15 protein-coding genes are annotated in these 15872 nt (G+C 58.9%); 6 read left to right on the top strand and 9 right to left on the bottom strand.

Annotation, left to right across the window (positions count from 1 at the left end; genetic code table 11):
• The first annotated feature begins 86 nt into the window (after positions 1-86).
• Both pobA and ACZ5VE_RS05540 read left to right on the top strand, forming a co-directional pair.
• Positions 87-1286, top strand: a complete 1200-nt coding sequence (pobA, locus tag ACZ5VE_RS05545) for a 4-hydroxybenzoate 3-monooxygenase (protein ID WP_464457029.1) — start codon at positions 87-89, stop codon at positions 1284-1286.
• A gap of 115 nt (positions 1287-1401) precedes the next feature.
• The gene (locus tag ACZ5VE_RS05540) at positions 1402-2271 is read left to right on the top strand and encodes a CoA transferase (protein ID WP_464457028.1); all 870 of its coding nucleotides are present in this window, start codon (positions 1402-1404) and stop codon (positions 2269-2271) included.
• 24 nt (positions 2272-2295) lie between these two features.
• Here ACZ5VE_RS05540 and ACZ5VE_RS05535 read toward each other — a convergent pair whose 3' ends face one another.
• The 3 genes from ACZ5VE_RS05535 to ACZ5VE_RS05525 form a co-directional block, all read right to left on the bottom strand.
• A complete protein-coding gene (locus ACZ5VE_RS05535; protein ID WP_464457027.1) occupies positions 2296-3519 on the bottom strand; it encodes an MFS transporter in 1224 nt (407 codons plus the stop codon).
• Positions 3520-3660: 141 nt separating this feature from the next.
• A complete protein-coding gene (locus ACZ5VE_RS05530; RefSeq protein ID WP_464457026.1) occupies positions 3661-4578 on the bottom strand; it encodes a S8 family serine peptidase in 918 nt (305 codons plus the stop codon).
• A 24-nt stretch (positions 4579-4602) separates the two neighbouring features.
• A complete protein-coding gene (locus ACZ5VE_RS05525; protein ID WP_464457025.1) occupies positions 4603-5157 on the bottom strand; it encodes a hypothetical protein in 555 nt (184 codons plus the stop codon).
• A 245-nt stretch (positions 5158-5402) separates the two neighbouring features.
• Between ACZ5VE_RS05525 and ACZ5VE_RS05520 the strand changes: the two genes are divergently transcribed.
• On the top strand, positions 5403-6044 hold the full coding sequence (locus ACZ5VE_RS05520; protein ID WP_464457024.1) for a LemA family protein: 642 nt from the start codon (positions 5403-5405) through the stop codon (positions 6042-6044).
• A gap of 47 nt (positions 6045-6091) precedes the next feature.
• A complete protein-coding gene (locus tag ACZ5VE_RS05515) occupies positions 6092-6916 on the top strand; it encodes a TPM domain-containing protein (RefSeq protein WP_464457447.1) in 825 nt (274 codons plus the stop codon).
• Here ACZ5VE_RS05515 and ACZ5VE_RS05510 read toward each other — a convergent pair.
• The 4 genes from ACZ5VE_RS05510 to ACZ5VE_RS05495 form a co-directional block, all read right to left on the bottom strand.
• Positions 6902-7360, bottom strand: a complete 459-nt coding sequence (locus ACZ5VE_RS05510; protein ID WP_464457023.1) for a nuclear transport factor 2 family protein — start codon at positions 7358-7360, stop codon at positions 6902-6904. The genes ACZ5VE_RS05515 and ACZ5VE_RS05510 overlap by 15 nt on opposite strands.
• Position 7361: 1 nt before the next feature.
• Complete coding sequence (locus tag ACZ5VE_RS05505; protein WP_464457022.1) at positions 7362-8114, bottom strand: alpha/beta fold hydrolase; 753 nt, start codon at positions 8112-8114, stop codon at positions 7362-7364.
• 10 nt (positions 8115-8124) lie between these two features.
• The gene (locus ACZ5VE_RS05500; RefSeq protein ID WP_464457021.1) at positions 8125-9294 is read right to left on the bottom strand and encodes an ABC transporter substrate-binding protein; all 1170 of its coding nucleotides are present in this window, start codon (positions 9292-9294) and stop codon (positions 8125-8127) included.
• Between the two features lie 77 nt (positions 9295-9371).
• On the bottom strand, positions 9372-10616 hold the full coding sequence (locus ACZ5VE_RS05495; RefSeq protein WP_464457020.1) for a LysR substrate-binding domain-containing protein: 1245 nt from the start codon (positions 10614-10616) through the stop codon (positions 9372-9374).
• 101 nt (positions 10617-10717) lie between these two features.
• Here ACZ5VE_RS05495 and ACZ5VE_RS05490 point away from each other — a divergent pair, with 101 nt between their 5' ends.
• Positions 10718-11281 (top strand): DNA-3-methyladenine glycosylase I, encoded by a 564-nt coding sequence (locus ACZ5VE_RS05490; protein ID WP_464457019.1) that lies wholly within the window; start codon positions 10718-10720, stop codon positions 11279-11281.
• 35 nt (positions 11282-11316) lie between these two features.
• Here the strand turns inward: ACZ5VE_RS05490 and ACZ5VE_RS05485 are convergent, their stop codons facing one another.
• Positions 11317-11961 (bottom strand): Crp/Fnr family transcriptional regulator, encoded by a 645-nt coding sequence (locus tag ACZ5VE_RS05485; RefSeq protein WP_464457446.1) that lies wholly within the window; start codon positions 11959-11961, stop codon positions 11317-11319.
• Positions 11962-12288: 327 nt separating this feature from the next.
• On the opposite strand from ACZ5VE_RS05485, the gene ACZ5VE_RS05480 reads away from it, so the two are divergent.
• On the top strand, positions 12289-13551 hold the full coding sequence (locus ACZ5VE_RS05480; RefSeq protein ID WP_464457018.1) for a D-alanyl-D-alanine carboxypeptidase family protein: 1263 nt from the start codon (positions 12289-12291) through the stop codon (positions 13549-13551).
• Positions 13552-13597: 46 nt separating this feature from the next.
• On the opposite strand, the gene ACZ5VE_RS05475 is transcribed toward ACZ5VE_RS05480, so the two are convergent.
• On the bottom strand, positions 13598-15808 hold the full coding sequence (locus ACZ5VE_RS05475; protein WP_464457017.1) for an OsmC domain/YcaO domain-containing protein: 2211 nt from the start codon (positions 15806-15808) through the stop codon (positions 13598-13600).
• Between the last annotated feature and the right edge of the window lie 64 nt (positions 15809-15872).

The following is a 15872-nucleotide window of genomic DNA, read 5'->3' as shown; positions in this document are numbered from 1 at the left end:
AGTCTGAACAATCAGTCAGTCAAAAGAGCAGGCATTGCCTAAGCTTGCAATCACAGTTTTGACACCCCCTTGACGGAGACAAATCCATGACCAAAGCCACCCGCACGCAAGTTGCCATCATTGGCGCAGGCCCCTCGGGCCTGCTGCTGGGCCAACTGCTTTACAAAGCCGGCATTGACGCCATCATTCTGGAACGCCAAAGCGGTGATTACGTCCTTTCTCGCATTCGTGCAGGCGTGCTGGAGCAGGTGACCATGGACCTGCTGGACGAAGCCGGTGTGGGCCAGCGCATGCACAAGGAAGGCCTGATCCACGGCGGCTTTGATTTGCTGTTCAAGGGCGCGCGCCACCGCATCAACATGAACCAACTCACGGGCGGCAAAAACGTCATGGTCTACGGCCAGACCGAAGTCACCCGCGACCTGATGGACGCGCGCCAGGCGGCAGGCTTGCCCACCGTCTACGACGCACACAACGTGCAGGTGCACGAGTTCGACTCCGCCAAGCCCCGCGTCACTTACGAAAAAGACGGCAAGACCCACACCATCGAGTGCGACTTCATCGCGGGCTGCGACGGCTTTCATGGCGTGTGCCGCGCCAGCGCGCCCAAAGACAAAATCCGGGAATACGAAAAGGTCTACCCCTTCGGCTGGCTGGGCGTGCTGTCCGACACCCCGCCCGTGCACGAAGAACTGATTTACGCCAACAGCACGCGTGGCTTTGCCCTGTGTTCGCAGCGCAGCGCCACGCGCAGCCGCTATTACCTGCAAGTGCCCCTGACCGACAAGGTTGAAGACTGGAGCGACGAAGCCTTCTGGGAAGAGCTGCGCAAGCGCCTCGACCCCGAAGCGCGCAAACATTTGGTGACTGGCCCCAGCATTGAGAAAAGCATCGCCCCGCTGCGCAGCTTTGTGACCGAGCCCATGCGCTTTGGCCGCATGTTCCTGGCCGGTGACGCCGCGCACATCGTGCCGCCTACAGGAGCCAAAGGCCTGAACCTGGCCGCCACCGACGTGAAGTACCTGTCCACCGCCATCATCGAGTACTACCAGGACAATTCCGAAGCGGGCATCGACGCGTATTCAGAGCGCTGCTTGCGCCGCATCTGGCGCGCCGAGCGCTTTTCCTGGTGGTTCACCAGCCTGATGCACCACTTTCCAGAAAACGGCGAGATTGGTCAAAAATTCCAGGATGCCGAGTTGGATTACCTGATCCACAGCGAATCGGGCTCCAAAACCATCGCCGAGAACTACGTGGGCCTGCCGCTGGACTTTGGCGATCAGTAAATCATCTCTTTGGAGAAACACCGCCTACTGGCGGCGGTCCCTGTGGGAGGCCAATGCCTGGGGTGTCGCGCATTGGCAGCCATCGACCAAGTGCCCTCCTAAAATGATCAGCACCATGAGCACCAACAAACCCCTGCGCGGCACGCGCGTCCTGAGCCTCGCCCTCAACCTGCCCGGCCCCGCCGCCCTCATGCGTCTGGCCGACATGGGCGCCAGCTGCACCAAGGTCAACCCGCCCTCGGGTGACCCCATGCAGCACTACACGCCCAGCGGCTACGACTTGCTGCACAAAGGCATCAAGCACAAAACACTGGACCTCAAGACCGAAGCAGGCCAAGCCGCGCTGCACAAGCTGCTGCCCGCCACCGACGTGCTGCTGACATCTTTCCGCCCCTCGGCTTTGACCAAGCTCGGCCTGAGCTGGAAGGCCCTGCACAAGCAATACCCCGCACTCAGCCTGATCGAAGTGGTGGGTGCCCCCGGCCCACTGGCCGAAATTCCCGGGCACGATTTGACTTACCAGGCCGAAGCCGGTCTGGTCAACGGCATGGACTTGCCCCCGAGCTTGTTTGCCGACATGGGCGGCGCGCTCATGGCCAGCGAAGCCACGCTCAAGGCACTCATCTCGCTCAAGACCACGGGCAAAGGCTCGCGCCACGAAGTGGCCTTGTCCGATGCCGCCACCTGGTTGGCCCTGCCCCGCCAGCTGCGCATGACCACGCCCGACGGCGCGGTGGGCGGTGCGCACGCGGGCTACCGCATGTATGCCTGCAAAAACGGCCGAGTGGCCGTGGCCGCACTGGAGCCGCACTTCGCTGTGAGTCTGTGCGAAGCCGCTGGCGTCAAGCTGGCGCACCCGGTGCAAGACTTGTTCAAGCCTGCCACGCGCAAAGCCATCGAGGCTTTCCTGGCCGGCCAGACACGCGCCCAGCTCGACAAACTGGCCGCGGCCAAAGACATCCCGCTGATGACGCTGCCGCGCTGAACGCCCGATCCGACCGAGCCTGGCTCAGTCAGGCAGTGGGTCGGGCAAGCGCTTCAGGGTACGAACCTTGGATGCGCTGATGATGATGGCCTGCAGCCCGAAGCCCAGCACCACACACCACAGGCTGACCGAGACCGGAAAGTTCACCCCCACCACACCGCCCAGCGCTGCCCCCAAGGGGCGTGCGCCTGTGCTGACCACGATGTTGATGGACGTGACCCGCCCGATCATGGCGCGAGGCGTCACCGTCTGGCGCAAAGTGGTTGAGGTGATGGTCCAGATGATCGGGCCCGCACCAAACAAAAAGTAAGACAGCGCGGCCAACCAGCCGTACGGCCAGAACAAGGTCATGGCCATCGTGGCCGCCGCCAGCACCGAAAAATAGGGCCCCAGCAAAATCGCCTGCCCAAAAGGCAGCGCTCGCACCACACGCGGTGCCAGCAAAGCGCCCACGATCATGCCCACGCCATAACAGGCCAGTGTCACGCCCACACCACTCGCGTCCAGCCCCAGGTCGTGGATCGCATAGGGCACATAGGCCGCTTGCAACATGAACCACGAAATGTTCCAAGCGATGGCGCAAAACACGATAGGCCGCAGCAAATCGCTCTTCCACACCCACCTGGCCCCGTCCTGCAGTTCCAGCAAAGGGTGGCGCGCCGGCATGGGGGCACGTTCAGGCTCAGGAATACCCCGCAAACAAAGCACCGCAAACACCGACAACATGCCCGAAAGCACAAACGCCGCAGATGCGCCGGTCCACGCGATCAAGGCCCCGGCCAAAGCTGGGCCTGCCGCAAACGCGGCGCTGCGTGCCAGCTCAAGACGGCCATTGGCCTGCGCCAAACCCTCGACTTTCACCAGCGCAGGCACCAAAGAAGGTGCCGCCACGCTGAAAGCCACCGTGCCCACCGCCGCCACAAAGCCAATGATGGCCAAAGCGGCAATCGACACATGCCCCGTGACGATCAGCGCCAGCAACAGCAGCAAAGCCATTGCCCGCAGCGACTCGGCCAAAGCCATCAGTCGGGTTCGCGAGGTGCGGTCGGCCAGCAAACCCAAAGGCATGGACAGCAGCAAGAATGGCAGCGACTGGATGGAGGCCAGCAAACCGATCTCGCCCGGCCCGGCCTGCAGCAGCAGCACCGCCACGATGGGCACAGCCGCCAGACTCAATTGTTCGGCCGACTGGGCCAACAAGTTGGACCAGGCCAAGCGGCGAAAAGAAGCGGAAAGAAGATGGGGCATCAAAGACCTTTCGATGCCAGGCATCCTAAAGCAGACAAGCCTTACAGGGTGACGCGCTCGACACAGGACGCGCGCACTGCAGGGCTTGCTTGGATGGGTTCAGAAACGGGCAGAAACTCACCGCCCGACCTGACAGGGTCTTTATTGGATGCTGATGGGCGCCAGTGCGCGGGTAATGCTGGCCTCACCGCGACCGTGTGTTGCCGGGTTGTAGCCAGAGATCGTGTCCTGACGTGCCGTGTTCAACAACTGGTTGGTAATTTGGGTGGGCGTTGACCTGGTGAACTTGCTGCTCAAAATGGCTGAATAGCCTGTGATGATAGGCGCGGCAAAAGAAGTGCCGTACAAACCTGTTTTGGCGCCGTCCACACCCACCACCACAAACTGCTGCTGAACCTGTGCATCAGCGCCCGGCGTGTTGGAGTAATAAGCCAGGGTGGCTGGCGCGCTCGTTGTGCCATTGGTGTTGAGGGCCCCCACGTAGATCGCGGACTGGGCACCTTTGAGCGCCACGTTCAGGTAATCGACATTGCCCGATGCATTGGCCGAGCCAATGGCGATGGCATCGTTGCCCGCAGCCTTGGAGATGACGGCCTTGCCATTCTGGGCGTAGCTGATGATGGATGTTTCTTGCGCGCTCCAGCCGATTTGAGAGGCTGTGTAGCCTGCCGGGGCATACATGCCATAGCTCAAATTCAGCACATTCATGCCGCGGTTCAAACCAACCGTTGTCCCCGAATTGAAATCTTGCGAACGCAGGGTTGCAGATGGCGCAATCATGCTGGCCTCTTTCAAAGTCCACTCGCCATGGCGCAGCAATTGGGTACCCTGACCCAGATTGCCGTACAGGCCTTGGTTGCTGCGGAAATCATCGACTACCGTCACAGTCACGCCCGCGCCTTTGTAACCCGCAGCCCACGCATCTCCCACTTCCGGGCTCATCCAGGTTTGCAATTGAGGTGCAGGCGCGCCTTTGGATGGGCCGGATTTTTGTGCATGGGCTGCCGTCAAGGCCAGCAAGCCAATGGTGACCAAAGAAACAAGGCGAATGATTTTCATGGGGAACCTCTGTACTGACAAAACTTAAAAATTAACGGTGTATCTGACCCATATGTTGTGCCGATCTGGCGGCAGCGCATTGGTCAGGTAATTCAATGTTTCAGCGGGGGCCATCTCCGTGGCAGCCAACCTGCAATTGACCTGCTCGATCCCACCGATATCGCCATAGTTGGCGGTACAGGTTTTTTCTTTCATTCGCCCGCCAACGACCGACGTAGCACGAACCGAAAAATGGGAGCGCAAATCCACCTTGGCCTGATAAACAAAGCCCAACTTCAACCCGGGTGAAATTCTGTATTTTTCAGCCTGCTCGCCGGTGCTGAAGCCCCAAAGCATGCCAAATTCCGGTGAGAGCTGGGTCATCCAGGTTGCACGTGTGTCCGTCCATTTCGGGCGGTACCACTGGTCAAAACCAACCCACTGACCTCCTGCAGTTTCAAAACCCCCCACCCGATAACGGGCACCCAGCTTTGACAACTCAGACCCTTGGGCAATCTCCACCAAATGCGTCGATGACACTGGCTCAAGGCGCCACACGCCATCCTTGAATGCCCAAGCGAACGCAGGCACAAGGGTCATGAAAACCAATGCCAACGCGGTTCGTATGTGACGGTTTCTGAACATTTTTATATTTTGAATTGACTAAACTAATTATAGTTACATTTTTATAAAATCAACAAAAATCCAAGACTGCGCATCGGTCTGCGCCAGCGCAAACGTCTGCGACCGCACTGTGAAGTTCGAGCTGCCTGTTTAAGGTGGCAGAAACCGAGCCATAAAACGGCGCCCGACACATTCACCTGTCCTGACATGCGAGGTACCCCATGCAATCTGTATTTCAACGATGGAGCGCCCTGCTCCTGATGGTCGCCACCTTGAGCCTTACCGGCTGCGGCTACAACCAGTTTCAAAGCGGCAACGAGCAGGTCAAAGCCAGCTGGTCCGAAGTGCTCAGCCAATACCAGCGCCGGGCCGACCTGATCCCAAATCTGGTCAATGTGGTCAAAGGCCAGGCTGACTTTGAGCAAAGCACTTTGCAAGCCGTGGTCGAAGCACGCGCCAAAGCCACATCCATTCAGGCATCGCCCGAACTGGTCAACGATCCTCAGGCGTTCCAGAAATTCCAGCAAGCCCAAAAAGAACTGTCCGGCAGCCTGTCGCGCTTGCTGGTCGTAGCAGAAAACTACCCCACCCTGCGCGCCAATCAGGGCTTCATTGATCTGCAAGCCCAACTTGAAGGCACCGAAAACCGCATCGCCGTGGCCCGCAACCGGTACATCAAAGCCGTACAGGACTACAACGTCACGGTGCATTCATTCCCCTCCAACCTGACCGCATGGGCGCTGGGCTACAAAGAAAAACCCAACTTCTCGGTCGAGAACGAACAAGCGATTACCAAACCCCCTAGCGTCAATTTCGCGCCTGCAACCACCCCACAGGCACCCCAACCCGGTGTTTCAAAGTGAGCTTTTGGCAGCGGGCCGCCAGCGGCTTGATCCTGCTCTGCGCACTCATGGGTGGGCCGTTTTGCAGCGCCCAAGTGAGGCAAACGCCCGTGCAAGCGGGCTCACAACAGGTACCGGTGCCCCCTCTGACAGGCCATGTTATTGACCAAACCCACACGCTCACGCAGGAACAGCAAAACAAGATTGAACAAGCACTGGCCGCATTTGAAGTGCGCAAAGGCAGCCAGCTGGCCGTGTTGCTGGTGCCCACCACCCAGCCCGAAACCATCGAGCAATATGCCCTGCGCGTGGCAGAGCAATGGAAGCTGGGCCGTAAAAAGGTGGACGATGGCGCGATTTTGGTGGTCGCCAAAAACGACCGGACCCTGCGCATAGAAGTGGGTTACGGGCTGGAAGGCGCGCTGAACGACGCCACCTGCAAACGCATCATCGAAGAAGTCATCACCCCGGGCTTTCGCCAGCAAGACTTTGCCGGAGGTATCTCGGCAGGCGTGCAACGCATGATGCGCGTGATCGATGGCGAAGCGCTGCCCGCTCCGACAGCCAAGTCACCTCAAGACCCTTGGAACAACATCACTTGGATCATCGTGGCTGGCGCCTTGCTCGGTTTTGTACTGCGGGCCGTGCTGGGCCGCTTTCCAGGCTCGGTCATGACGGCCGCCATTGTGGGTGCTGTCACCTGGTTCTTGCTTGGCGTGTTTTCACTGGCCTTGATGGCTGGTGGCATCACCCTGCTGACCACTTGGATCGGCATTGCGGCCCTGCTGCGGGCGCGCTTGGGTGGGCGAGGTGGCCCTGGGAATGGCCCTGGAGGCGGCTTCAAAGGCGGTGGTGGCGGATTTGGTGGTGGTGGCGCGTCAGGCCGGTGGTGACTCGCTCCGTGCGTCAACCTGCAACTCGAACCAGGCTTTGCGGCTCTGAATGCGCCACCCATCGGTCGTGAGAATCAGGCGATCCCGAAACTCCCCCACATGGTGCTTGCTGTCTGCCATTCGGCCTTCAGGCACATGCTCACGGCGCCTGTCACTGACATAAAGCAGCACCTTGCAAGACGACTCGGCAAAACCCGATGGGTCCACCACAACGCGGTGGTTGCACAACACATGTTGAGTCAAGCGGTCACGGCTTTTATTGGCATAAGAAGCCAAAATGGCAACGCGCCCGTTCAATGGCTCACCGCCCGGGCGTTGCAGCACGGCCTCTTCGGTGAAGCAATCAGCGAACGTCTCGTATTGCTGACCGTCCACCGCCTCAGCTGCCGCGATGACCAGATCGCGGCACTGGCTCTCTGCTTGCAACAACGCCAAAACATCCATCTCAATGGCCCTCAGCCTCAAGCACCACAGAGGCGCAACGCACAAGCCAGCGCGACAGCGACGCAGCCACCTCAGCGGGGCGCTCCATGGGTGCCATGTGTCCAGCGTGCTCAATCAAGTCCATTTGGACCAGCGTTGGCGACACCAAAACTTGCATGGCTTCGTGCTGGGCGGGAGGTGACCACGCATCCTGGGCACCGCACATCAAAAGTGTGGGCACACGCAGACTGCGCAACACGTCAGAGCCATCGGGCCGTGACAACAAAGCGCGAATTTGCCGCTCAAAAATCCCGGCACTCTTGCGCTCAAACATGGCCAGGATGCGCTCGATCAATTCGGCATCGCCCAACCGGTCGGGGTGCACCATGCCGCGCACCCATTGCTGTGCCATGGCGCGAACACCTTGTTCTTTGGCGATCTGCAACAAAGCCAAGCGCTTGGCCGACTCGTCGTCCCCGGCGCTCCCTTGCGGCTTGGGCAAGAAACCCGTATCCATCAAGGCCACGCCCCGAACGCGCTCAGGCGCCAATCTGAGCACTTCAAGAGCGACCCGGGCGCCCATGGAATGCCCCGCCAGCAAAAACCGAGGGGGCGCTGATGCGAGCAACTGGTGGGCCATTTGCGGCAAAGCATCCGCATCGGCATGGTCAACCACGGTGCAAGAGCGATCAGCGGTCAACCATGGAAGCAAAGGCGCCCACACGGTGTGGTCACACATCAAACCCGGCACCAAAAGCAATGGCAATGCGTTCATGGCTTGACGGTCAGCGCGTTTTGCCAATGTCTTTCACGTCGGTCACGGTCTCAATTTCCTGATTCCACAACTGACCGCCCACACGCTCCACACGACGCACATACATGCTATGCACCACGTCACGCGTCTGGTTGTCGATGTAAATCGGGCCGCGTGGGCTCTCAAATGCCTGGCCCTTCATGGCATTGAGCAAGGCTTCACCACCAGCGCCTTTGGTGGTTTTGGCTGCTTCGTAAATGACGCGCATCCCGTCATAAGCTCCCACCGCCATGAAGTTCGGACGAAGGCCGTTGTTGGCCTTGCCAAAAGCCTCAACAAACTTCTTGTTCAAAGCCGATTTGTGCGCTGCCGAGTAATGGTGTGCCGTGACCACGCCCAGCGCCACATCGCCCATGCTGTTCAGAATGTCGTCGTCGGTCACGCTGCCTTCGGCAATCAGGCGGATACCCGCCTTGTCCAGACCCCGCTCAGCAAACTGCTTCATCAAAGCCGAACCGACACCCGCCGGAACAAAGGTGAACAAGGCATCGGGTTTGGCATCACGCACTTTTTGCAGAAAAGGGGCGAAATCCGGGCTGCGCAACGGCACTCGCAAAGTTTCAATCACCACGCCGCCGTTGTTGATGAACCGTTGGTTAAAGTACTTTTCGGAGTCGATGCCCGGCGCATAGTCGGTCACCAGACTGACGACCTTCTTGATGTTGTTTTTGGTGGCCCAATCAGCCAGAACGGTCACCACCTGCGGCACCGTGAAGCTGGTACGCACAATGAAAGGCGAGGCCTCCGTGATGATGGATGTGGCAGCAGCCATGACCACCAGCGGCGTTTTGGACTGCGTGGCAACGGGTGCAGTGGCCATGGCCAAAGGTGTCAGACCAAAACCCGCCAGCACCTGTACCTTGTCGTTGATGACCAATTCCTGCGCAATGCGCTTGGTCACATCAGGCGCCCCTGTGTCATCCTTGACAATCAACACCACCTTTCGACCAGCAACGGTATCACCGTGTTGCGCCACATAAAGCCGCGCCGCCAACTCCATTTGCTTGCCTGTAGAGGCAAACGGCCCAGACATGGGCAAGACCAGACCGATCTTGAATGTGTTGTCCTGGGCTTGCACCAGCCCCGTTGCGGCACTGAGTGCCAAGCCGGCGATTGACCCCAAAATCAAACGTTTTTTCATGTGTGTCTCCTGTTGAATAACTTATTTGCCATGATTGAACACACCATAAAGGGTGTCCAATGCTATTCTGGAAAAAGCTATGCGTTTGACTTATACAAAGGGTTTTCACCAACCAATTCGCAAGCCACCTGACGACAAGCCTCAAGCAAAGCACTCATACCCGGCGTCAGCAAAATGCCCGAACGGCGTATCAGGCCAATGGTCCGAACCGCATCGGGCACAGCCAAAGGCAAAACCATCAGCAAACCCGCCTGTATTTCGCTTTGAATCTGACGCGGAGACATCATGGCCAAGCGGTCGCTTTGCATCAACAAGGACTGCATCATCAATGCACTGTTGACCCTTAGCTCGATTGCAGGCAAAGACAAACCACCCCGAGCCAGCGTGCGCTCAAACACTTTTTGCGCAGGGGTATTAGGCATGGGCATGATCCATTGCGCGTCAGCCAAGTGATGCCAAGACAGCTTTTTACGCAAAGCCAAAGGGTGACCCGATCGCACGACCACCGCCAAGCCATCCACAAACAGCGTTTCCTGCATCAGCCCCTGGATGGCAAAGTCTGGCCGCAAAGCGCCTACGATCAAATCGATATCGGCATCCCGTAACTTGTCAATCAACGCATCATAGGTACCGTCTACCACCGTCACCTGCAAACCTGGCAAAGCCTGCATGGTCCTATTGACCGCAACGGGCAACAAAGGCCCCACAGAAAATGGCAAAGTACCGATCGCCAGCCGTCCTGCCACGGCACCAGACAGTGCCGCCAGCACTTCATCAGCCTGCGCCATTTCGGCCGCAAACAATTTGCAACCATGGATCACCTGGGTGCCAGACTCGGTCACATGCAACCCATACTGCCGACTGCGTGTGAACAATTTCTTACCACTGAAATGCTCAAGCTGAACCAGACTTTGGTGCACAGCCGACTGACTGACCCCCAGCTGCACAGCCGTGACCGTCTCGGAACCCGTCACTGCCAGCGACATGAGTACCCGCAAGTGGCGCATACCGACGCCAGTGGCAAAGCGACAACGCAGCCAACCCTGCGCCTCTGGCAGACCCATCTTGGACGCAGGCGAAATGGCCAAATACTCAAAAGCACGAACACAGCGCTGCAACAATTCGGTCCATGGTGCAGTGACCTGCATTCCAAGGGCAGAACGGTCAAACACCGACTGCTGCAAAGCAGCTTCAAGTGACTGCACAGCACGTGTCACCGACGACTGTGACAAATGCAGCTTCCGTGCCGCCCCAGTGCTGCTGCCGGCCAAAGACACTGCGCACGCAACACGCAGGTATTTCAGATGATCGACCAGTGGCATGACTTTCCTTGAACTTTGGCATGACCCCGCAGCAGAGTCCACTCACGTACATTATCCAAAAGTACAGCCGCTAGACTGCACACATTTCAAGAAGGAGTTGTATGCAACGCTGCCCCTGGTGTGAAGGCTTTGACCTTTACCGCGAATACCACGACACCGAATGGGGCGTCTCCTTGCGAGACGACCTCGCCTTGTTCGAGCTGATCAATCTTGAAGGCGCACAAGCCGGGCTGTCATGGTCTACCGTGTTGAAAAAGCGAGAAACCTACCGTGCTGCCTTTGACCAGTTTGACCCTGAAAAAATAGCCCGCTACGACGATCACAAAGCGGCAGAACTGCTGACCAACCCGGGCATCGTGCGCAACCGTCTGAAGGTGGCGGCCACCATCGGCAACGCCAAAGCGTATCTGGCCTTGCAAGCCCAAGGGCAAAGCTTTGGCGATTTCGTCTGGCAATTTGTGGGCGGCCAGCCGCTGCAACACCAGCGCCGTAGCATGGGCGAAGTGCCAGCCCAAACCACCGAATCCGACGCGATGAGCAAGGCCCTGAAAAAAGCCGGTTTCAAATTCGTCGGCTCCACCATCTGCTACGCCTTCATGCAGGCGTCCGGCATGGTCAACGACCACCTGGTCAGCTGCCACCGGCATGCGCCGCTGGCCAAGTGAGCGCATTCAAGTCACCCTGAGGCATCCAAAAACCATCAGGGATAGCCAGCCCTACCCGCTTTTTCAGTCAACTCCGTCCACCTGCTAGCTGCGGCATTGCCACGCACAGCAGTCAAGGGCCTTTTGCGTTGTTGACCGATCCAATAACACTCACAAGAACACGCCTCCAGTGCCAGGCGATCGTGAACCACAATCTCTCCCCGATTGATCTGGACGTTCCCTTTGGCCGTCATTTTCCCCAAGGCCAAGGTGATCCCCTCGCGCCTGAAACCCAGCACCTCACCCAGCTCTTGGTGCGTGATTTGGATGCGATTGCCAGGAGTCCGATCCAGGGTGATGAGCATCCAGCGGATGAGCTGCTGCTCAATGGTGTGCCGCTTGCTACAGACAATGGCTTGCGCAAGCTGCATGAGCATGCGATTGGTCGCAGCAAGCGCACCCTGCATGTAAACAGGGCATTTCGTCCTGGCACTCAGCATGGCGTGGGCAGGCATTCGATAAGCCAAGCCAGCGCTTCGCACGCACGCACGGTAAAAGCTGGGCTGGCCCAAAGCCGCTGCACCAACCATGCAAGTGTTGCCCAACATATACGTCTCTATGCTGGCACCATCCTCCATGTCAATGAACATTGACACGATGGCAGTGACCGGGAAGTAAACATGGCTCGGTACTTCACCCATGTAAAAAAGGGTTTGACCCTTTTGTAGCGAGACCAACTCCATCTGGCTGGTCAGTATTTGCAACTCAAACTCGGGAATATTTGACAAAAGTCGATTCAATGTCGGCGAAATACTCATCTATCTAAAAAAACCATTAATCTCGATTAATGATACAAGAATTAACAATTTTGTTATGTGCGATATCGCACATACACGCCTATTAACCTGAACATATTTCACAACTGACCCATGCCTGAGGCGCTCGACCTATTCGGGCAGTCCCAGATGCAAGCAGCCAAAAGCCACGGGGCTGATCGACGACAATCAGAGACTCTGACCGTCGACGCCATGAAAACCAAAACTTCCTCCATCCTCCCTGTCCTCTTCGCCATCGCCGCAGGCGCATTGATCCCCCATTCCACCAGCCTTGCTGCAAGCCCCAAAGCCGCCAAGCCTGCTGCGCACAAAAAAGCGGCATCCAACAAAAAGGCCGTTGCCGCCGTGAGCGCTCTGCCCCCGCTGGCCGCTGACAACGCTTTGGCCGCCAATGCCCCCGCGCTGCCCGCCAAGGCTTGGCTGCTGATGGACTACGACTCTGGCCAGGTGCTCGCCTCGGCCAACGCCGACGAAGCCCTGCCACCCGCATCGCTCACCAAAATGATGACCAGCTACATCGTTGAGCAAGCTCTGCGCTCGGGCAAGCTCAAGCCGACTGACCTGGTCACCGTGAGCGAAAACGCCTGGTGCCGTGGCACCAGCGCAGAGTCGTGCATGTACCTGCCCCTGAACAGCCAGGCCACCGTCATCGACATCCTGCGCGGCATCATCATCCAGTCGGGCAACGACGCGTCCAAGGCGATTGCCGAGCACATGGCCGGCTCCGAAGCGGGCTTTGCCAAACTGATGAACGCCGAAGCCCAGAGCCTAGGCATGACGCACACGACCTTTGTGAACCCCACGGGCCTGCCCGACCCGGCGCACAAATCATCCGCGCGAGACCTGGCCATCCTGGCGCGCGCCATCATCGGGGGCGGCGCTGACTATTACCCGCTCTACGCCGAGCGCGAGTTCAAGTACAACGGCATCAAGCAAGGCAACCGCAACGCTCTGCTCTACACCGACCCCAGCGTGGACGGCCTGAAAACCGGCCACACCGAAGAAGCCGGCTACTGCCTGGTCACCTCGTCCAAGCGCAACGACATGCGCCTGATCACGGTCATCCTCAACACCAACAGCCCACAAGCACGGGCCGACCAATCGCGCACCCTGCTGGGCTGGGGCTTTGGCAGCTTCGAAAAAGCCACCCCAATCCAGCCAGGCGCGGTGGTCAGCACGGCCAAAGTCAGCTTCGGCAAGGCCGACACCGTGGCCGCAGGCCTGGGCACCCCCTGGATGCTGACCGTGCCGCGCGGCATGCAAGTGCAGACCACCGTGGAACTCAAGCCCGGCTTGGAGGCCCCCGTGGCCAAGGGCGCCGTCATCGGCAAAGTGATCGCCACATCGAATGGCAAACCCGTGGGCGAAGCCCCACTGGTGGCGCAAGCCGAGGTGGAGCGCTCGGGCTGGCTGCTGCGCGGGTGGCAGCATGTGACCAAGTTGATTGGGAAGTGAACGCCAGACGAGCCCCGGTCAGGGCTTGTCTGGGCGCTTGGCAGATTTAAACCGAGGCCCGCTTCGCTGCCACACTCGCCCGCGCCGCGTGCAGTTTTTTATAGCTGTCGAGCAAGCGCTGATGCCGGTCCAGGGTTTCCAGCTTGAGGCTGGTGGGCGTGAGGCCATGAAAGCACACGCTGCCGTCCACCGAGCCGATGGCCGCGTCCATGCGCTCATCGCCAAACATGCGCCGAAAATTGACGGCGTAATCCGCCAAGTCCAGGTCCTCGCCTAGCGTCACCTCCAGCACCACGTTCAAGGCTTGGTAAAACAAGCGGCGCTCCACCGTGTTGTCGTTGTACTGCAAGAAAGCACCCACCAGTTCGTGAGCCTCTTCGAGCTGCTGCAAAGCCAGGTGAATGAGCAACTTGAGCTCCATCACCGTGAGCTGGCCCCACACCGTGTTGTCGTCGAACTCGATGCCGATCAGCGTGGCGATGTCCAGGTAATCGTCCAGCTCGTTGTTCTCCAAGCGACCCAGCAATGCCTCTAGCGCCTCGTCGTCCAAACGGTGCAGGTTGAGCACATCGGCGCGGAACAAAAGCGCTTTGTTGGTATTGTCCCAAATCAGATCATCGACCGGGTACACCTCAGAATAACCCGGCACCAAGATGCGGCAGGCGGTGGCGCCGAGCTGGTCGTGCACCGCCACATAGGCTTCTTTGCCCATGGCCTGCAAGATGCCGAACAGCGTGGCGGCCTCTTGGGCGGTGGCATCTCCCCCCCGTCCGGCAAAGTCCCATTCCACAAATTCAAAGTCCGATTGCGCACTGAAAAACCGCCACGACACGATGCCGCTGGAATCGATGAAGTGCTCCACAAAGTTGTTGGGCTCGGTCACGGCGTTGCTGATGAACGTGGGCGCAGGCAGGTCGTTCAGGCCCTCAAAACTGCGCCCTTGCAGCAACTCGGTCAGGCTGCGCTCCAGCGCCACCTCCAGGCGGGGGTGTGCGCCAAAGGACGCGAACACACCGCCCGTGCGCGGGTTCATCAGGGTCACGCACATCACCGGATACACCCCGCCCAGCGAAGCGTCTTTGACCAAGACCGGAAAACCCTGCGCCTCCAAAGCCTCGATGCCCGCCACGATGTCGGGATACTTGGCCAACACGGCAGGTGGCACGTCAGGCAAAGCCATTTCGCCTTCCAAAATCTCGCGCTTGACAGCGCGCTCAAAAATTTCTGAGAGGCACTGCACCTGCGCTTCGACCAAGGTGTTGCCAGCGCTCATGCCGTTGCTCACGAACAGGTTTTCCACCAAGTTGGAGGGGAAGTACACCACCTCACCGTCGGACTGACGCACATAGGGCAGCGCACAAATGCCGCGCTCGGTGTTGCCCGAGTTGGTGTCAAACAGGTGCGAGGCGCGCAGCTCGCCGTCGGGGTTGTAAACGCTCAAGCAGTGCGCATCCAACAAGCCTTTGGGCAGCGCGTCGCGCTTGCCGGGTTGGAACCAACGCTCTTGCGGGTCGTGCACAAAGTCGGCCTGCGCAATGTCTTCGCCAAAAAACACGCCTGCGTAAAAGTGGTTGTTGTTCAGCCGCTCGATGTATTCGCCCAGCGCCGAGGCCAAGGCGCTTTCTTTGCTGGAGCCCTTGCCGTTGGTGAAGCACATCGGCGAATGCGCGTCGCGGATGTGCAGCGACCACACATTGGGCACCAGGTTGCGCCAAGACGCGATCTCGATCTTGATGCCCAAATTCGCCAACACCGCCGTCATGTTGGCGATGGTCTGCTCCAGCGGCAGGTCCTTGCCCGCAATGCGGGTCTGCGCTTGCGCACCGGCCTTAAGCGAGAGCAAGGCCTGCGCGTCAGCGTCAAGGTTGTCCACCGCCTCAACGATGAAAGTGGGGCCCGCTTGAATCGCCTTTTTGACCGTACAGCGGTCAATCGACCGCAAAATGCCCAGGCGATCCTTGTCGGACATATCAGCCGGCAACTCCACCTGAATCTTGATGGTCTGCAGATAGCGGTTATCAGGATCAACGATGTTGTTTTGCGACAGGCGAATGTGCTCGGTGGCAATGCCGCGCGTCTCGCAATACAGCTTCACAAAATACGCCGCACACAAAGCCGACGACGCCAAAAAATAATCAAACGGGCCCGGCGCCGAGCCATCGCCCTTGTAACGAATGGGCTGATCGGCCAGCACAGTGAAGTCGTCAAACTTGGCCTCCAGGCGCAGTTTGTCGAGAAAATTGACTTTGATTTCCATGGGAATTCCCAAATAGTGTGGTTGCCTGTCGATGAATAGGCGGGGCGGTCGCCAACTGGCCCGC

Source organism: Limnohabitans sp. INBF003 (genome assembly GCF_055396645.1).
The sequence above is the reverse complement of the archived record's forward strand: the minus strand, read 5'-3'. Positions and strand labels throughout refer to the sequence as shown.